Annotated in this window: 17 protein-coding genes, 1 pseudogene and 1 other annotated feature; of the genes and pseudogenes, 2 read left to right on the forward strand and 16 right to left on the reverse strand. The window is 45.2% G+C overall.

Annotation, left to right across the window (positions count from 1 at the left end):
• Positions 1 to 57 precede the first annotated feature (57 nt).
• The 9 genes and pseudogenes from BM184_RS06975 to BM184_RS07020 form a co-directional block, all read right to left on the reverse strand.
• Positions 58 to 909 (reverse strand): aldo/keto reductase, encoded by an 852-nt coding sequence (locus BM184_RS06975; RefSeq protein WP_086942678.1) that lies wholly within the window; start codon positions 907 to 909, stop codon positions 58 to 60.
• A 54-nt stretch (positions 910 to 963) separates the two neighbouring features.
• Entirely contained in the window at positions 964 to 1,413 is a 450-nt protein-coding gene (locus tag BM184_RS06980; protein WP_086942734.1) for a MerR family transcriptional regulator, read from the reverse strand.
• 242 nt (positions 1,414 to 1,655) lie between these two features.
• The gene (locus BM184_RS06985; protein ID WP_086942677.1) at positions 1,656 to 2,576 is read right to left on the reverse strand and encodes an ROK family protein; all 921 of its coding nucleotides are present in this window, start codon (positions 2,574 to 2,576) and stop codon (positions 1,656 to 1,658) included.
• On the reverse strand, positions 2,573 to 2,782 hold the full coding sequence (locus BM184_RS06990; RefSeq protein ID WP_245830673.1) for a helix-turn-helix domain-containing protein: 210 nt from the start codon (positions 2,780 to 2,782) through the stop codon (positions 2,573 to 2,575). The genes BM184_RS06985 and BM184_RS06990 overlap by 4 nt, the downstream gene beginning before the upstream one ends.
• A complete protein-coding gene (locus BM184_RS06995) occupies positions 2,779 to 3,735 on the reverse strand; it encodes a hypothetical protein (protein WP_143091122.1) in 957 nt (318 codons plus the stop codon). The genes BM184_RS06990 and BM184_RS06995 overlap by 4 nt, the downstream gene beginning before the upstream one ends.
• Positions 3,736 to 3,763: 28 nt before the next feature.
• Positions 3,764 to 5,064: pseudogene (locus BM184_RS15705) on the reverse strand (MFS transporter).
• A complete protein-coding gene (locus BM184_RS07010; protein ID WP_177208579.1) occupies positions 4,949 to 6,532 on the reverse strand; it encodes an alpha-N-arabinofuranosidase in 1,584 nt (527 codons plus the stop codon). Before BM184_RS07010 ends, BM184_RS15705 begins: the two are co-directional and overlap by 116 nt.
• Positions 6,533 to 6,985: 453 nt before the next feature.
• Positions 6,986 to 8,014, reverse strand: a complete 1,029-nt coding sequence (locus tag BM184_RS07015) for a 3-deoxy-7-phosphoheptulonate synthase (RefSeq protein ID WP_086942671.1) — start codon at positions 8,012 to 8,014, stop codon at positions 6,986 to 6,988.
• A 59-nt stretch (positions 8,015 to 8,073) separates the two neighbouring features.
• Positions 8,074 to 8,316, reverse strand: a binding site (T-box leader).
• Positions 8,317 to 8,403: 87 nt separating this feature from the next.
• Positions 8,404 to 9,780: a 6-phospho-beta-glucosidase gene (locus BM184_RS07020; protein ID WP_086942670.1), complete on the reverse strand. Its 1,377-nt coding sequence runs from the start codon at positions 9,778 to 9,780 to the stop codon at positions 8,404 to 8,406.
• Positions 9,781 to 10,347: 567 nt separating this feature from the next.
• Here BM184_RS07020 and BM184_RS07025 point away from each other — a divergent pair.
• Positions 10,348 to 11,241 carry a MurR/RpiR family transcriptional regulator gene (locus BM184_RS07025; RefSeq protein WP_086942669.1) on the forward strand — a complete coding sequence of 298 codons (894 nt, stop codon included), beginning with the start codon at positions 10,348 to 10,350 and terminating at the stop codon, positions 11,239 to 11,241.
• 239 nt (positions 11,242 to 11,480) lie between these two features.
• Complete coding sequence (locus tag BM184_RS07030) at positions 11,481 to 12,068, forward strand: histidine phosphatase family protein (RefSeq protein ID WP_086942668.1); 588 nt, start codon at positions 11,481 to 11,483, stop codon at positions 12,066 to 12,068.
• A gap of 229 nt (positions 12,069 to 12,297) precedes the next feature.
• On the opposite strand, the gene BM184_RS15270 is transcribed toward BM184_RS07030, so the two are convergent.
• The 7 genes from BM184_RS15270 to BM184_RS07060 form a co-directional block, all read right to left on the reverse strand.
• The gene (locus BM184_RS15270) at positions 12,298 to 12,465 is read right to left on the reverse strand and encodes a hypothetical protein (RefSeq protein ID WP_177208580.1); all 168 of its coding nucleotides are present in this window, start codon (positions 12,463 to 12,465) and stop codon (positions 12,298 to 12,300) included.
• Positions 12,466 to 12,755: 290 nt separating this feature from the next.
• Positions 12,756 to 13,421 carry an NAD(P)H-dependent oxidoreductase gene (locus BM184_RS07035; protein WP_086942667.1) on the reverse strand — a complete coding sequence of 222 codons (666 nt, stop codon included), beginning with the start codon at positions 13,419 to 13,421 and terminating at the stop codon, positions 12,756 to 12,758.
• 335 nt (positions 13,422 to 13,756) lie between these two features.
• Entirely contained in the window at positions 13,757 to 14,590 is an 834-nt protein-coding gene (locus tag BM184_RS07040) for a dihydrodipicolinate synthase family protein (RefSeq protein WP_086942666.1), read from the reverse strand.
• Positions 14,591 to 14,735: 145 nt separating this feature from the next.
• Positions 14,736 to 15,467: a YcjF family protein gene (locus BM184_RS07045; RefSeq protein ID WP_086942665.1), complete on the reverse strand. Its 732-nt coding sequence runs from the start codon at positions 15,465 to 15,467 to the stop codon at positions 14,736 to 14,738.
• Positions 15,468 to 15,663: 196 nt separating this feature from the next.
• Positions 15,664 to 16,629, reverse strand: coding sequence for an aldo/keto reductase (locus BM184_RS07050; RefSeq protein WP_086942664.1), 966 nt, complete (start codon positions 16,627 to 16,629; stop codon positions 15,664 to 15,666).
• 93 nt (positions 16,630 to 16,722) lie between these two features.
• Positions 16,723 to 17,622 (reverse strand): LysR family transcriptional regulator, encoded by a 900-nt coding sequence (locus BM184_RS07055; protein ID WP_086942663.1) that lies wholly within the window; start codon positions 17,620 to 17,622, stop codon positions 16,723 to 16,725.
• Between the two features lie 171 nt (positions 17,623 to 17,793).
• Positions 17,794 to 18,729, reverse strand: coding sequence for a nitronate monooxygenase (locus BM184_RS07060; RefSeq protein ID WP_086942662.1), 936 nt, complete (start codon positions 18,727 to 18,729; stop codon positions 17,794 to 17,796).
• Between the last annotated feature and the right edge of the window lie 77 nt (positions 18,730 to 18,806).

Below are 18,806 nucleotides of genomic sequence, written 5' to 3' on the forward strand. Positions count from 1 at the left end.
CGCTTCCACATGTGTATGCTTTTATGTTTACAAATGGCGTTGCCTTCTGATTTCCTTTTAAACGCCCATTTTTCTTTCCGCCAACCATTTGATGATCTTAGGATCGGCATGCGAGAAGAATTGGCTTTCGCCCTCATCAAGAGTCGCGATCTGCGCTTTGTCTTCATCCGTCAAAGCGAAGTCGAACACATCCAGGTTTTCAGCCATTCGTTCCGGTTTGGTCGATTTTGCCAAGACAACGATGTCCTGCTCCACCAACCAGCGGGTGATGACTTGCGCCACTGATTTGTTGTATTTTTTCCCGATAGCGACCAGTACTTCGTTGTTGAAGATGTCATTTTTGCCTTCCGCAAAAGGCGCCCAAGCTTCCGGCATGATGCCTTCCTCTTTCAACGCTGCAATGACCTCGATGCGTTGGTGGAACGGATTGATTTCAATCTGGTTCATCTGCGGTACGACTTTATTGAAGGTCGCCAAATCCACCGCACGGTCAACGGCGAAGTTGGAAACACCGATTGCGCGCACAATGCCTTGTTCCTGCAATTCCTCCATGGCTCTCCAAGCTCCATGGACATCGCTGTATGGCTGGTGGATCAACAGCATATCGAGGTAATCCAAGCCCAGACGGTTGAGCGAGCGCTCGATCGAAGCTTTCACACCTTCATAGGAAACATTTTCCACCCAAACTTTGGTCGTCACAAAAAGCTCTTCGCGCGGCACGCCGGAATTTGCGATGCCGCGTCCGACCGCTTCTTCGTTCATGTACGACTGGGCTGTATCGATATGGCGGTAGCCCGCTTTGATTGCTGCAATGACGGATTGTTCTGCCTCAACAGGATCGGTAATCTGAAAAGTACCGAAGCCCAAAACTGGAATCTCAACACCGTTGTTTAATTTTACTGTTTGCATATCATAACCTCCAATTGGAATATTTACTACAATGCTTACTCTATACTATGGAGTTTACTCCACAGCAAGCGGTATTTCCTGTTTTTTGAAATGTTTCATTGTCCAGAGCTCTTCAACCTCGTCATCACTCAGTTCACCGGCATTGATTTTAGCGACATGATCATCAAACGTCACGATCTTGTACTCCAGCAGATCCCTTGCATGCATCATCTCCTCCAGCTTGGAATTGATTTCCGTCAACTGATCCTGCAGAATCTGTTTTTGGGCTGCCCGAACATTACCCTCTTTCGATTGCGCCAAGGTTGCGAACTCGATCAGCGACTCGATCGACAAGCCCGCTTTGCGCAAACTCTTTGCCAGAAAAATCCAATTGAGGTCCCGTTTGGCATAGATGCGGTAGCCATTTTTGTCGCGCGTTATCGGCGGAATCACACCCACCCGTTCATAATATCTGATCGTATCGATCGGCAGGTCGAACATCAGCGCTACTTCTTTACTGTTCATCATCTTCACTTCTCTCTTGTGCTTTGTCTATGCATCCATTATAAACCATGGAGTGCACTTCAGGTCAAATCAGGTGCGTTTCGAAGCTGTATTTTGATTTCTTTGGTGTCCGATGCCCTCTACCTCAAACACACATAAACCGCTCATGACCCCTGCGTCTCTGCACGGATCATGAGCGGTTTGTATTTTTGGATTTGATTGCAGGATGAATGAATACATTACCTGCTTACGATGCGTGTTTTTCAGACGTTCACTGCCATCTCCTCATCCGCATTCAGCAACAACTGGTACAGCGCCCCCAACAGATTCGCATCATTCAGGAAGCGGCAGCTGTCGATCTCAACTTCAGTCAAGGTGTTCGCCAGGAAAGGCAATTCTGCGCGGATGGCGCGGTATTGTTTCCGGATTTCTTCGGTAACGATCGGCTGGGCGCTGATCCCGCCGCCGATGACGATCTTTTCGAGATCAAGGATTGCCTGGACGTTGCAGATCATATAAGCGATTTCCCTGGCAAAGGCTTCGAAAATCGGATAGACGCTCGGGTCTTTTTGATTGATCGCTTCGAAGGCAGCAGCGCCGTCCTTCGTGTCCTCGGTCCCCAATTCCAGGTTCACCTTCTTGACGAGTCCAACAGCCGAACCGGTCATGCCGTACATATCTTCAAAGTTTGGCTTACCTGACTGCTTCATCATGAAGCTCAATTCGCCAGCCTGGAAATTCTTGCCTTGATAGAGTTTGCCGTCAAGGATCAGTCCGCCGCCGATGCCGGTTCCGAGCACAAGCGCCAAGCCGTTCTCGATGCCATTGAGATTGCCGAGCCAAAGCTCCGACAACGCTGCAGCCTTCCCGTCATTGATGACGGAAACCGGCACATCAAATTTCGGCTGGAATTCATCGATGAAGGAAATACCGTCCAAGAAAGGCAACGCTCCGCCGAAGGAAATCATGCCTGTTTCCGTGTCGATTTTCCCCGGACAACTGAAGGCGATCCCGCGAATCTCATCCAGAACAAGTTCGATTTCATTTTCCAATGTGGCGATGAATGCGCCGTATTCGTGCGGCGTGCGCACTTGTTTCTTGGACTGGATCTGACCGGAATGGTCGATCAGAGCCAATTTGATGTTCGTGCCGCCGATGTCGATGCTTAAGTAGTTTGATTTCAATACTCATTCTGTCCCTTCTTTATGCCATTTTTCAGACGAAATTTATTGGGAGTTATTTGATATTTCCTTTTGAATACATTTCCGAAATGGCTTTGGCTGGAGAAAGCCAAAAAGTTAGCGATTTCATCAATTGTGTAAGTCGAGTAAAGCAATAAATTCTCAGCCATCTTCAATTTTTCTTCGACAACAAATTCATGGATAGTCATTCCTGTTTCCTTTTTAAAAATTGTCGATAGATATGCTGGGTCGTATTTAATTCTCTGGCCATTTCTTCAGCCACAATTTTCTCATGCATTTTTTTCAGGATGAGATTTTTTGTCCGGAAAATGAGAGGATTTTCTACTTTTATTTCTTTTGTCTCAGATACCAATTTCGTAAAGTAAATTTCGGCTCCACGTACAATATTATATACTTCATTTTGTGTTTTCGCTTCATCTACTTTCAAAATATAGCTGTCGCTCAAAAGAAAAGCTTGCTCAGAATGGACGCCGCCTTCAATAGCCGATCTTGTGGAAATCGCCAATACGACGATACCTAAATTTTTTATTGAGCGCAATTCATCTTTCGATAAAGAAGCCACTCTGCCTGCATAACTCTCCTGAAAACTGAGCATCAATTTATCATGATTTCCTTCTCGGATACTGGCTTGTTCGCGTTGTTCCTGATCGTATGGATTATGCAGTTCACCCATTTCTTGATATTGAAAAGCCGTTTCACCAAGTTTCTTAGAAATTTCTGCTTGAATGGAAGATTCATCCATGGATGAAGAAAGAATATCAAATATAGAAATTTTTTGGTCATAAAGATAGTCATAAAAAAGGGATACGGCTTCACAAATCGTTTCCAGATCAGCATATGAATGCCTTTGGATAATCTGATCGGCATGAGGAACCTTCACTCTTCCAAAAATAAAATAGCAGGATAGCTCCTCAACATAGAGGACTGCCGTATATAATAAGTTTTTGTCAGAAAAAGCTACAGGCAAAGTCATTTTATTCAGTTCATCATACATTTCCAGAGCATTACTGTCTTCTTCCAAGGAACTAGGGATCGCGTTAAAATCTCCAAACACATGTCTCAGCCTGTGATTACTATCGTACTCGCGAATCGGTACTTTAATTATTTTTGCCAAATGTTCGCACATGCTTTGATAATCCACGAATCCCGCCCCCCTTTAGAAGTGAAGTCTATTTTTGGTTTTCTAAAACAACTGAAGTATTTTTCTTAAATCCTCGAAGGAGAAAAACAAACGCCATCATCACGAATACGATTCCACCAAGTGCAAACGAAAAAGCTGTACTTGTATTTCCGACTAAATTGCCAAGCCATTGTACCATAAAAGGTGAGAAGAAGGAGCCGAGATTGCAGGAAACCATCGCCAATGAAATAGCTAAGTTAGTGGAATTTTCCGGAGCTCCTGGCAACAATATATCGTACATGTAAGGGATAAAGATGGAAACAACCAGCATTCCACCAGACAAGATAATCGTAAGTATCAGCATACTGTTTACTGAAGGAATCAAAAGGTACACGATGCCGATAAGAATCAAAGCGACTACTGGAGTGAATTGCTTAAGAGCGCTTCGCACATGGCCATAGACAAAACCTCCGATTGCCCCAATCAGGCTGCTCATTGTGAAAGCAGTTCCCAAAAACCCTTGATTCGTATAGTTCAATTCTACAATCAATGTGCTTGTTTTGGTGAAAATATTCATTATTAGTATGAAGAATACAAACATCATGATGCATGAGAATATGACCAAAAAGTTGACTCTTTGCTTTTGCTTGCTTGATTCCGCATCATGATTGCTGACTTCTTTTTTATCAGCAGGCAAGAATAAAGCGACTAAAATTACGATCGGTAAAGTGAGGAAATAAATGAGATAAAATATTGCCAAGCAACGTTAACCAGAATACCCGCTAAGAAAGTGGCCAGGCTGGAGCCTAACGTCGAAAAAGCTGTTTGATAACCCAACATTTTTTGTTGCGTTTCCCCATCAAAGTAATCGCCGATCAAACTAACAGCTAGTGAATTATAGATACCTGTTCCTGCCCCGAGTATAAATCTGGAAATATAAATGACAGAAAAATTTGTTGCAAAAACCGGAATAACGCCTCCAACAAAAGCCAATGTCAAGCCAAGCATGACCGTTTTCTTCTTACCGATTCCCTTGACAATAAAACTGCTGAGCAAGATAAATATCAGCATTGTGAAAGAAGGTATTGTTACCAAAGATTCTACTGTTGCGGGAGCGATATCGGGGAATTGATTTTTTATCATCGGCAAGGTTACTGAAATTGCGCTCGCCGCACTGAGCATTAAAGAAATGGATAGAATGGTTAACTTCAAAATACCAGCTTTATCTCTACTTTTAGTCATTTTGCTTTTCCTCCCGATTTTCATCCAGTTTGAATTGAAGAACAGTAACCGAAGCTTTTGCAACTTCGAAGTCAATATTTGTTCCGTCAATTTCCGGCGCGACAGCATCCTTGATCTTGACTTGTTCTTCAACTCCGAACTCGTTGTAATCATTCATTTTTTCAGAGCTTAAGACACTACCGGAAATATATTCGACTTTTTGGCCAAAGTTGATCGTCATTTTTTCGGAATCATCAGCGGAAACATTCACAATATTCACTGTCACAACATCATCTTTAACAGATGCAAAACTGTATATTTTTTTCAAATCTTCTTTACAAACATTGCCTAAAGTATTTGTCTCTAAAGCCAGATCGATTTTATGTCCGCTTTTATGCGCTTCATACATCTTGAACACATAATAATTCGGCGTTAAAACGATCTCATTTCCATTCGTCAAAAACAGTGAATTTAGGACATTCACGGATTGCGCTACACAGGCCATCTGCACCTTGTCGCAATTTCTATGGAAAATATCCAACGTCAATGCTGTAGTGATGGCATCCCTCATCGTGCATTGCTGCCAAAGGATGGATGGTGTGGTCAAATCAATGTTATGCCAATTGCCCCATTCTCCGACAATCAAATCGACATTAATCGGAGTAGCAAATGCCCCCTCTTCAACCGGCATCGCTTTCAACCCTTGCTGGATGAGAGTATATTGCTCTTCGATGACATCCTCCAATTCAAAGGAGCCCTTTATGACACGATACCAAGCTTCTTTACTGAATTCCGTTACTTTATCGGTTTCATCCGACATATTCCAGTTATAGAAATGCAGATCATAACCATTGATCTTAGGTTTGCGATACTTCGCAAGTTCTTTGAAGAAGTCCTTCGTCCATTCAACACGCTCTTTCGGTTTGTTTCCATCGGGACCGACTGCGATCATCTTCAGCTCTTGAGTTGGCGTTGTCCATGGCAGTCCTGCTCCAAAAAGAGGCATGGCACTTGTATGTTTGCGGTATTCATTTGCATATCCTTCAGCAGTGTAATTTCCGCCACCTGCCCAGCTCTCATTGCCGATTCCCCAGTATTCAACATTGAATGGTTCCGGATGGCCATTGGTGGCTCTTTCTTCCGCCAATGTAGTTGCAGTCTCACGATTTACATATTCCACCCATTCTCTTGTTTCCCGAACAGTTCCGGACAACATATTGATATTGAACCACGGTTTTGCTCCCACCAATTCGCACAGACGCATGAATTCGTGTGTCCCAAAATGATTGTTCTCCAACTGTTGGGTGCCAAAGTTCTCATTATAATATTTAGGACGTTGCTCTCTTGGGCCAACTCCATCTCTCCAGTGATACGTATCAGCGAAACAGCCGCCGGGCCAACGTAATAATGGTGGATTGATATCTTTTAAAGCATCTACGATATCTTTTCTTAATCCTTCATAATTCGGTATGGCAGAATCCTCGCCAACCCAAATCCCATCATAGATACCGCTTCTAAGAAACTCCACGAATTGACCATGCAGATTCGGATTGTTTCTTTCTCCTCTGTTGCTTGCGTTAATAGTAATCTTACTCATTCTCATCCCTCTTCCTTTTTGTAATCTCAATCAATTTCACTTGATGAATTTATTCTAAATTTTTTGGAAGCCTTTTTATATCAAGTTCTTACTCGAAATATCATAATCTTACTAAAGGATTTAAAAAAATCACTGCAACACAAAAATGGCTAGAGTTCTCCTGGCTACACATTTATCCTTTTATTCATTTTGTCGGAGATGAGATACCGGGCGCATATTTCTTCTCATCGGGGCTGATGGTTTCCTCCGGTTAGCTGTCCTTCTGCCGGAGGAGAACATCCCACAAGATGATTACCTCCGACCCCGGCGGCTTCGCCGGAGTACAGTCGCCTCAAATACAACCACCTCCGGCCAACATTCCCTCATCGGAGCTGACGGTTTCTTTCGGTGGCCGCCCCTTCGAAAACCCAACACAAAAAGGCCAGGATTTCTCCTGGCCCCACATTCATGCTCTTATGCGTTTTCTGCGATGTATTTAACCAATTCTTCTGTTTCTTCCCAGCCTAGGCATGGGTCGGTGATGGATTGTCCGAAGACTGTGCCATCGTCATCTTGACGGCCGCCCACCAAGAAGCTTTCGATCATGAAGCCGCGCGCCAATTTCTTGATGTCGGCATTCCATGTACGGTTGAACATCGTTTCTTTGACGATGCGGATCTGTTCCATGTGTTTTTTGCCTGAGTTGTCATGGTTGGTATCGATAACGATGAACGGGTTTTTGTAATCGCCACTTTCATATGCTTTCACGACTTTGACTAGGTCTTCGTAGTGGTAGTTCGGAACGTTTTCGCCGTAATCGTTCGTGCCGCCGCGTAAGACAACGTGCGCCAATGGGTTCGAGCTTGACTGCACTTCAACACCATTATGGATGAATTTTTGTTTTTGTTGGGCAGCGTAAACAGAGTTGAACAACACTTTCAGGTTGCCGCTGGTCGGGTTCTTCATCCCGGCCGGGTGATCGATTCCGCTGGCAACGAAACGGTGCTGTTGGTCTTCCACGGAACGCGCGCCGATTGCATGGTAGCTGACAAGATCATCAACAAAATCCAGGTTTTCCGGGTACAACATTTCGTCAGCCGTCGTCAAGCCTGTTTCCGTGATGACGCGGTTGTGCAGACTGCGCACAGCAGCGATTCCTTGGATCAGGTTACTCTTGCCGGTAGGATCTTGTTTATGCAACAAGCCTTTGTAGCCGTCACCGGTCGTACGCGGTTTATTTGTGTAGATGCGGGGAACCATGAACACTTTGTCTTTGACTTGTTCTTGCAGTTTCGCCAAACGACGCACATATTCCATTACCGCTTCCTCATCATGGGCGGAACAAGGTCCGATGATCAACAGGATGCGATCGTCTTTGCCTTCGACGATGTCGTGCAACTGTTTGTCGCGGGCTGCCTTCATCGCTGCTTGCTCAGGTGTCAGTTTGGATAATTCTTTGACTAATTCGAAATCGATTTTTTCACTCAATGCTTTGAAACTCATAGTAATCCCTCCATTTTCTCTTCAACAAAAAAAAGCTTCGTCCATTCCAAATTTTCATTGGAAAGGACGAAGCCGTATAGACTCGTGTTACCACCTTTGTTCATAGACCACTCGCGCAAGTCTACCTCGATAGGTACATTATAATACCCTAGCGAAATAACGAACGCTATCACCCGTCGCAGCCTACTTGATTTCAGTGCGAAGTTCAAAGATGAATTCGGCTATCTCGCATGTGTGCCTCGCATCGACCGGCACCTTTCTGGTCAGCTCAATAACTTACTACTTCTTATCATCACTTTTTATGTTGTTTCTCAGAATATACTCATTTTTCAAGGAAATGTCAAATGGTTTTTTGAAAAAAAGTGAATGATAGGGTTTTCTTGTCGTAATTAGTCCAAGTCTCTAGCGATTTCATCTTTAACAGTCACGCCTTCAGCTTCCAAGCGTGCGATTGTTTCAGCGAATTGCGGCAAGTGTTTTTTGTGTGCGATGAACAATTCGTTCATGATTTTGATTGCAGTTTCGCCTGAGCGGATTAATGGGTTGATCGTGAATGCTTGTAATGCAGTACCATAGTCGCCTGTTACAGCAGCTTCGATAGTCAGCAATTCCATAGCTTTCATCACTTGCAACCAGCCTTTTTCAGCGGTCGGCAATTCACCGAAAGCAACGTTACGAGCGCCTTGTGCACCAACGTAAGCCGTAACTTCGACTACGCAGTCAGCTGGCAGATCAGGAACAGCGCCATTGTTTTTAGTCGATACAACGATTTGCGTGTCTTTGTTGGCGTAGATGGCAGCGATTGTTTCACAAGCAGCGTCAGAGTAGTACGCTCCCCCACGTTTTTGCAATTGCTCCGGTTTGTGATCCAGGTTTGGATCTTTGTATAATTCGAACAATTCAGCTTCTGTCTCTTTCACTTGTTGCGCACGCGTGCCTACGCCATTGAATTCTTCCAGACCGTGTTCCAGCATTTCTTCTTCACGGTAGTAATAACGGTGGTAGCCGCAAGGGATCATGCCCATTTGTTCCAATTGTTCTCTGTAGAACGGAATGTCATGGATGTTTTTCGGAAGGCCTGCATCTTTGTCGAACATGGCATCGATCACTTTGTAAGTGACGTCGTTGCCTTTGTCGTCAGCGACTTTATGCCAGTGGAAGTGGTTCAAACCAGCAAATTTGTAGATCAGGTCCTCTTTTTCGACGCCTAATGCTTTCGGCTCAGTCATGGTAGCCATAACCGGAACGTTACACAAGCCCATTACTCTGTCCCATTTGCCGTAGCGTACGACTGCTTCTGTTACCATGCCGCTTGGATTTGTGAAGTTGACCAACCAAGCATTCGGGCATAATTCTTTCATGTCTTCAACGATCTGCAAAATGATCGGGATTGTACGGAATGCTTTGAACATACCGCCGGCACCATTTGTTTCTTGACCTAGCATGCCATATGAGAAAGGAATACGCTCATCTTTGACACGCGCATTCAGTAAACCGACACGGAATTGCGTCGTTACGAAGTCAGCATCCTTTAATGCTTCTCTGCGGTCCAGAGTCATATGGATTTTCACGTCGTAAGGGGATGCATCCCACATACGTTGCGCCATTGTGCCCACGATTTCCAGTTTTTCTTTCCCTGCTTCGATGTCCACTAACCAAATTTCGCGGATAGGCAGTTCATCGTAACGTTTGATGAAACCTTCCATTAATTCAGGTGTGTAGCTGCTTCCTCCGCCGATTGTTACAATTTTAACGCCTTTTGTCATTTGTATATTCCTCCTCGTTTCGTTTACAAGGTTATTATCCATCATGTAAATATCGATAACAAGGGTTCTGGGTACACTTCAAAACCTTTTTACAAAATTCGTGCAAAATCTGCCCAATAATTCAAATTTTTTTCGCTTTTTGGGCTTATTTGAGCGAAATATCGTTTACATAACATTTACATTAATTTATAATTTTTGTAAATAGAATGAAAGGCTGAATGGGTTCGTTCAGCCCTGATTAAGGAAACACTGTGACCTAATCGGTCAAGTGTATCATGCCTCTAAGCGATTGAAATCGCAAGAGTCATGACAATTTAGGAAATCTGTCCGCAACGTTCCCTACGGTCACCTTGTACTGGGACTCTAAGGGATGAATCCCTAAAAGTCCCATGCAACTGAGCATCGAAGAGCGCAATATGCTAAGAGACTTCCTGCGTCAGCAGGTTAGTCGAATAGTATCCTTGGCTCGCAGAGACAAGGGGTTCCTTATTCTTCTTTCCGAAGGGCTAACCCGTGAAGCTGGACAACTTGTTAGTACAAATATTCAGAAAAGGAGGCACCCCGCCTATGCTGATACGCGAAAAAATGGAAACCATCAAGTTTTCTCCGGCTGAAAAGGAAGTCGTGGACTACCTGCTGCGTTATCCGGAAGTGCTGGATGAGAAGACGATGCAGGAAATCGCAGCCGAAACCTATACGCAACCATCCACCCTGATCCGCATCGCCAAAAAATTGGGTTTTGCCGGATGGGTGGAATGCAAAAAGGCTTACCAAGAAGAGCACGACTATCTGACCCGCAATTTCGTCGACATCGATGCCAATATGCCGTTCAAAGCAAACGACTCGATCATGACGATCAGCAAAAAGATGGCCTCGCTCGGACAATCGACGATCGAGGATACGCTCTCGCTCATCCACCACGATACCTTGCAGCAAGCGAAACAGATGCTGCTGAAGGCGAAGCATATCCAAATCTTCGCCAACAATGCCAATATGCTCATCCCGCAGGACTTTGCGCTGAAGATGAACCGAATCAAACACCACACTGCCGTCTCCACCATCAAAGGCGAAGACGTCTACACAGCCTACACCTGTCCAGAAGGCACCTGCGCAATCCTGATTTCTTACACCGGCGAAAGCAATGCGATGAAGCAGATAGCGAACATATTGAAAGCTGAAGGCATCCCGACGATCGGAATCACGAGCATCGGCGACAACTATCTTTCGCGGGTGGTCGACTGCTATCTGCCGATCACCACGCGCGAGAAACTGTATTCAAAGATCGGCAACTTCACGATCAACCTTTCCATCATCTACCTTCTCGATGTCCTGTACTCGGTCGTCTTTGCCGAAAATTACGAGGAAAATCTTGCCCATGTCATCCGTTTGGGCAAAATTGCAGACAAACGGAAAACCAGTTCAGATATCATGCAGGAGAATACTGGTGCGGAAAAGACGTAGCACCAACTAGAGTTTCTGGATATTTGATAACTAGTCCGTCCGTGGTATAATGGCTTTGCGACATGAAATTAAATCAAGACAAACAACATAGAGCCGCTCCCACTGCGACGAATGGGAGCGGCTTTTTTTTCGTCTACTGCGACAAATGATTTCAAACTATGCCATTTGTTTTGGTAACCCATTGACATGAAGTCCACTCCACGGTTTACAATAGTATGAACTTAATCTGGAGGGATTCTATGGAAAAAATATTATATCTGATGCGTCACGGTGAAACGGAATTCAATGTGCGGAAAAAGATCCAAGGTTGGTGCGATTCCCCGCTGACCGAAATCGGAATCCAACAGGCGCAAATAGCCGGGACCTACTTTTCGAATAATCGAATAGAAATCGATCATGCCTATTCATCCACATCAGAGCGCGCCTCGGATACGTTGGAAATCGTGACCGGCAATCAAATGCCTTACCAACGTCTCAAGGGGCTGAAGGAATGGCATTTCGGTGCCTTCGAAGGCGAAAGCGAACACCTGAACCCGCCTATCCCCTATGGCGATTTTTTTGAAAAATTCGGCGGCGAAAGCGAAGAACAAATGAGGGAACGGCTCGCGACCACTCTTAAAATGATCATGGACTCTGCTGATCATCAAAATGTTTTGGCAGTCTCGCACGGCGCAGCCTGCAGAGGTTTTATGCGCAAGTGGGCTCAAAATCAACAGGTTGATCAAAAATCAAGATTGAAAAACTGCTGCATCCTGAAATTCATCTACAAAGCGGATGAATTTAATTTGGTCGAAATCATCAACCATGATTTCAGTCAAATCCAATAAGAACTTGGCTCCGTAAAATCTATGCCAAGCCCCAACACGAAAAAACAGCCGGAAAACGTCAGTTGACGTATCCGGCTGTTTCCTTTTTCAGTATTCTTCTACCTAAGTGCTCCACTGCAGGAAATCACTCAGTTTCTTTCTGCATCTCATCAGTATCAATTGGTCGCTTTTGGCTACTCGCAAATCGGCCACTGTTTGATCAGCTGCAGAACATTTCACTGATCGATAACTATTGATTCGATTCACAGCCACAGATAGCATCCATTTTTTCGGTCATTTCATCGGTCAGCACGTTGCTGACAAATGCTCCGTAATAGTTTTTCTTCATTTCCATTTCAACTTTGAAATGTTCGCATTCCTGTAAAGTCATATCGTTCATATTAAAGTAATTTTTCATATAGGTTCCTCCTTGTTAACAAAACTTATGTAATGGGCCGATAGCCGCTGGGCAACCACAAGGCAGTTGACTGATGAGATGTACTTACTTTATACAATGAAGTGGACGCCAAGTCAATAATACTGCTCAGGCAATATTGTTCCAAATATCACATTTTAGTCTATATACTGCAAAAAAGCAGGAAAACAACCCTATTCTGATAGGATTGTCTTCCTGCTGTGCTTGCTGTTTTTCTGATGTATTTAGAGGCAGTCACCGTCAATTCAGGATGCGTTTCACCCTTTAAGTGTTCAGTCGATTACTTCAAGAATTTCATCCAAGGACTGTCTCTTTTTCGGCGTGATTGGTTCATTCCGGTATCCGAGACCCAACATATAGGATACGCCGAATTCATTCAGGTCGACCAGGCCTTTTTCCGATAGATATTTCTCAACATTGGATTTGTTGAAGCCTTCGATCGGGCAACTGTCGATTCCCAAAAGGGCTGCAGTGGTCATCATGTTGGCCATCGCGATATACGTCTGTTTGGACGCCCAGTCGTACAAAGTGCGTTCGTCCGTCAATTGCTGATTGTTCTTTTGGAAGTTGTCGAAGTATTGGCTGCGCGGTGAGTCAATCGCAAAGTCCACGCCAAGCACGTCCTCGACGATGTGTCTGACATGGTCGCTTTCGATGGTCACATTTTTTCTGGCCAGCGCGATGACGAAATGGCTGGCGCCGTTGAGGCTGTTGACTGCTCCCGCAGCGATCCCCTTCAAATCATCCTTGATTACCTGGTTGTTCACCAACAGGAATTTCCAAGGTTCATAACCGAAGGAACTCGGCGATAAGCGTGCTGATTCGATGATTGTTTCCCAATCTTCCTCGGCAATCTTTTTCGTCGGATCGAAGGATTTAGTGGCATAGCGGCTTTGGTGCGCTTCGATGATTTGTGCTCTTAACTCAGGTGTCGACATAAATGGATCTCCTCACTTTTCATGATAACATTCTCAAATAAACTATATATTCAATATACTACTTTTTTATGGAACATACGGCAAGGGAGATGCGTTCCGAAAATTTTAAAGCGATGAAGTTAATTGGACGCCTCTCCCATCGTATACAACAATCGTAACATTGTCCATTCTTCAGGCATCTCCGATGAAGGGCCCCTCGACGGAGATTAAGATCATTATTCATTACTATTCTCCTGTGATGATACGCTCATCGGAGCTGCCGATGTTTGAATGACAATTTTCTCCGGTGAAGCGCATCAGACCGGAGTTCAGTCCTTTTACCTGAAGCTGAACTATTACTGATTACCCAGCGGCGAACGCGCAACGCCCATATCGATATTCATTTGCTTCGTGATTTCGTTTTTTATGTAACTGATCGGATTTTCCGCAAAAACGCTCCGAATCTTCTCTTCGATTCGGGCGTTTTTTGTTTCGTCCGCGCGCCCGCGCAACAAACCCGTGAAATATGCTTCTACCTCGGTAGGATATAGATTACCCGCCATGGAGGACAAGCGGTTTGCGCCCAATACGATCTTTTTATCCAAGTCGATTTCCCCGCCAGCATAGATGTAGATTTTTTTGTCGGCAACAGAAACCAATTCGGGGACGCGCGCGCTGTCGCCCGCATCTTTGATACCGATGATGTTCGCCAGCTTGATCAGTTCAGCAAAAGTATCCAACTCCAGATTGAACCCCGTGCGCCGCGGATTATTATATAGAATGATGGGCTTATTGATGACTTTTGCGATGGCTTCAACATAGAGCTTCGCTTCTTTTTGCGAAGGCAAAATATAAGGCGGAAAACCCAGAAGTACGCCGCTGATTTTTGGGTTCGCATTGACCTTTTCAGCCAGCTGCAGGGCTTCCTTTTGCCTGATGCTGGCCACTCCGAAAAGGATCTCCAGGTCATCCGGCAGGAAACTGGCCGCGTCCAGGCTTTCCAGCAATTGCAATTTCTCCGCCAACGACAGGCTGTGCTGCTCCCCTGTCGTGCCGCACACCAGGACGGATTTCACACCTTGGTCATAAAGATTCCGGATATGCTGCAGCGTCGCCTCTGTATTCAAATCCTCGTTTTCGTAAAACGCGGTCGGGACCGCAATATGGAAATCATTCACCAAATCAAACATGTGCTTCTCCCCTTAAACAGTGATATGCAAGCTATTATATCACTCTCTTTCCAAATACTTCATCTATTACTGCCACCTAAGTGAATTAAAAAAAGAGACAAAGTAACTGCAACTTTGTCCCTAAAGAATTTATCTGTCATGAAATTCATTTCTTATTTGATGATTTACTGGAGTTCTGAAGTGTTTTGAACAACGTGTTGAACTGCCCTTTGAAGGACATGGCTTGATCGAAAATATCTTCGCCGTCATTCAACATTTTGACGGTTACCCAGCCTAAAGATTCTGTGATGGTGCTGGCAACGGCCCCATTGATTGCGGCACCTGCAACAGTGCCTACCGCTGGTACCAATTTCAGGATATTGCCTACTGCCCCTCTGCCTAAACCGACAACAATCAATTCCCTGGATAGGCTTTTCCCAAGACTTTCGGACCATGATTGACCAAATATCTTGTGCAGACGAGACATCATTGTTAATTGGACTGGAACCAGCAAGAAAGCATCTGAAAAAGGGATTGGCGAACAGCCGATTATGGCTGCTGTCAAAGACGCGGCATGAACAGTCTTGTGACATTTTTTGCGTTTTTCTTCATCGACACCTTCCAAAAACTCGTCGAAGATACCGTCAAATTGAATTTTACTTTTAGCCAGTATTTTTTCAGCCTGCTCTTTTGATTTGTCATATGCGTTCAGTACACTTGCAGATGTTTTTTGCGGTAATTTTTTTACAACATCAGAGAAGAATGATTCAAATTCTTTTTCTTCTTGCTTCAAATCACTATCTGTAAGTGTTGTTTCAACTTGTGCTTCCGCTATCTTCTCTTCTTCCAGATTTCCGGCTTCCCCGGTAATCGTCTTTTTTCTGAACACTTTTTTCATGATAATCCCACCTTTGTAGTTAGTTAATCAGTATAGGGCATGCAAATCTTGCGGATAGATGAGTACTTTTTCTCTATCCTAATCATACACCAGAGAGCGAGAATCCCAAAGGAAAGGAAAATCCCACCTGAAATTGGCTCGCATTATTTAGCGGGTCATTTTCGGATGGGGTTTTACATAATACGGTAGACTCTACTCAGAAATGCGTCTCATCGATATCCAGCGCATCCAAGGCTGCGTTGATGTCCTTCAATTCCTCTGGGCTCAATTCTATATCGGCTCCGCCCAAATTTTCTTCCAAACGGTGCATTTTCGTTGTGCCGGGAATCGGGACGATCCATGGTTTTTGGGCTAGTTCCCAAGCCAAAACGATTTGCGCGCTCGTGGCGTTCTTGCTATCGGCGATTTCCTTCAATAAGTCCAACAGCGCTTGATTTTTTTGCATCACTTCAGGGCTGAATCTGCCCATCTTGCTGCGGAAGTCGCCTTCAGGATATACCGTGTTCGCATCATATTTCCCGCTCAAGAAACCATTTCCGAGTGGGGAATACGCGACAAAGCCGATGCCCAACTCTTCGCATACCTGAAAGATTTCCTTTTCCGGTTCTCTGAAAACCATCGAATATTGATTTTCGATGCAGGTCACTGGGCAGACAGCGTGGGCTCTTCTCAAGTAATTCAGAGGTGCGTTGGATAAGCCCCAATGTCTGATTTTGCCTTCAGCCATCAATTCCTTCATGACCCCGGCAACCGCTTCCGGTTCAACTTCCGGGTCCACACGGTGCTGATAATACAAGTCGATATAATCAACGCCCAAGCGTTTCAATGAGCCTTCCACCTGTTCCCTGATGGAATCCGGTTTGCTGTTCAGTTGATTTTCAAGCTTGCCGTCAACCATTTTCTGGCCGTAGATGCCGAATTTTGTGGCGATGATCACGTCTTCACGGTTGTATATTTCCAGGGCTTTTCCCAACAGCACTTCATTCGCTTCGCCGTAGATGACCGCGGTATCAAAAAAATTGCAGCCTAATTCGACAGCGCGCCGGATCAGCTTGATCATTTCTTCCCTGTCCGCGGGTGCACCGTAGGCATGATCCATCCCCATGCAGCCAAGCCCGATTGCGGATACTTCCAAGCCTCTTCCCAATACTCTTGTGTTCATTTCCATTTCCCCCTTCGAATCATTACAACTTAAGTATAGTAAAAAAGAGACTATTAAGAAGTCTCTCTTGGCTCACAAGTTGCAACCCAAAGATTAGGACTGGACCTCGTATATCCGACTGATGATTTGCAGGAATTTTTTGACATCCTTGGATGGCGTGTTTGAATGCAGGATCCCCATCGGAATCGTATGCTTCCAGCTGATCGGAATGATTTTCAGCAAAGGATGGACATTTCCCCATTCCTTCACACCGATCAGAACCGCATTGTCATTTTCACATTTGTTGAAGACATTCACATCGAAAAATGAAAAATCTTCAATCTGGATCCTCGGATAGTTTTCTGCCAGATTATCCCTGACTTCATCAAAGGCACTCATGTAGCCGCGTTTGATGAGCATGACCTTTTCATCGAACAGGTCCTCGATCGCTATTTCATCATTTGATGCCAAGCGATGATGGAGCGGGACCGCCGCACAAAGAGGTGTATCATACAATTTCAATGCCGAACAACGCCGCTCGCTCAATATATTATCGCTATAGATGCCGGCGACCACATCGATGTTCCTGCCGAAATGATTCATGATTTCCCGCGCATTCTCCGGGGTGTTCTCGAATGAGACCAGTTCAAATTTCAGATCCGGATTATGTTGGCGGATCTGGGGCCACAGACTGACCAAAAATTGGACCGGCGTCGTCAATGAGGTCCCGATCCTTAGTACGTGCTTGGGCTCTGCCACCATCTTTTCGGCTCTCGCGACGGAATCTTTGGCATATTGGATGAGATACTTCGCATCCCGGTACAAGGATTCGCCTGCTGGTGTCAAGCGGACGCCCCGATGCGTCCGGACAAACAAGTCAAATCCCAGACTGTTTTCCAGAAGATTGATTTGTTTCATGACAGCATTCGGTGATACATACAGTTCTTCGGACGCCTTATTGAAACTGCCCGCATCGGCGACTTTTATGAATGTATCCAATTGATGATTGTACATTTTATTTCACCTCCAAAACATTTCCGTTCAGTATAACCAGAGCGCAGTCTTCCTGTTACTATCTTACCAAACTATCCTGCGAATCAGGAATTTAATTGTTCCAAATAAAATAGAGCCAAATACCTCTGATGGGAGGCTTTCAGCTCTGAATTTCGTTATCGTCTTCCTATTTCAATATTTGATTCTCAGTTTTGCCAATACAGCCTCGGCTTCAGCGAAAAGCTCTTCGATGATTTGTTTGGCAGGACGGATGTTTCCGATCATCCCGGCGATTTCGCCTGCCATGCATGAACCCGTTTCAATATCCCCATCATGGACGGCGCGAGCCAACGACCCGACCGTCAGTTTCTCCAACTCTTCATGGGGTGCGTTCGCTTCTTCCAAGGCAGCGTATTGCTCCAGCATCGAATTGCGGAGTGACCGCACTGGCTCTTTGGCTTTGCGGCCGGTCACGATCGTCGCTGTGTCGTTTGCGTCCAACAGAAATTGTCTGTATCTGTCCGAAATCGGGCATTCTTCCGCGGACAGGAATAAGGTACCGACTTGTATGCCTTGCGCTCCTAATGCATACATCGCGACAACCGAACGGCCGTCCCCGACTCCGCCTGCCCCCAAAACGGGAATGGCAACGGCATCGACAACCTGGGGCAACAAAGATAATGATGAAGTCTGGCCGATGTGCCCGCCGGCTTCCTGTCCTTCAGCAATGACTGCGTCTGCCCCTGCCGCCTCCATTTTTATGGCATGTTTGACCGAGGCGATGACGGGAATCACCTTGATGCCCGCTTCTTTGAAAATCGGCATATATTTCTTTGGCGACCCGGCTCCTGTCGTTACGACTCCGATCCCTTCTTCGAGGATGACTTGCACAAGTTCATCACAATTTGGCATCTGCAGCATCAGATTTACTCCGAACGGCTTGTTTGTGATAGCGCGCGTCAAGCGTATTTCTTCGCGGAGCTGTTCTGCGGACATGCCGCACGCACCGATGATGCCTAACCCTCCCGCTTCCGAAACGGGGCCTACAAGTTTATGTGTTGAGATGTTCGCCATTGCCCCTTGCAGAATGGGATATTCGATACCCAATAGTTGTTCCACAGTTGTCATTATTCATTGCCTCCGTTTTTTATCATTTCGTAACCCATTGCTGTCCTTGCAAAGAGAACCGGAAAATGCTCCCTCTC

The organism is Trichococcus pasteurii (genome assembly GCF_900112935.1).
Lineage (GTDB): Bacteria > Bacillota > Bacilli > Lactobacillales > Aerococcaceae > Trichococcus > Trichococcus pasteurii.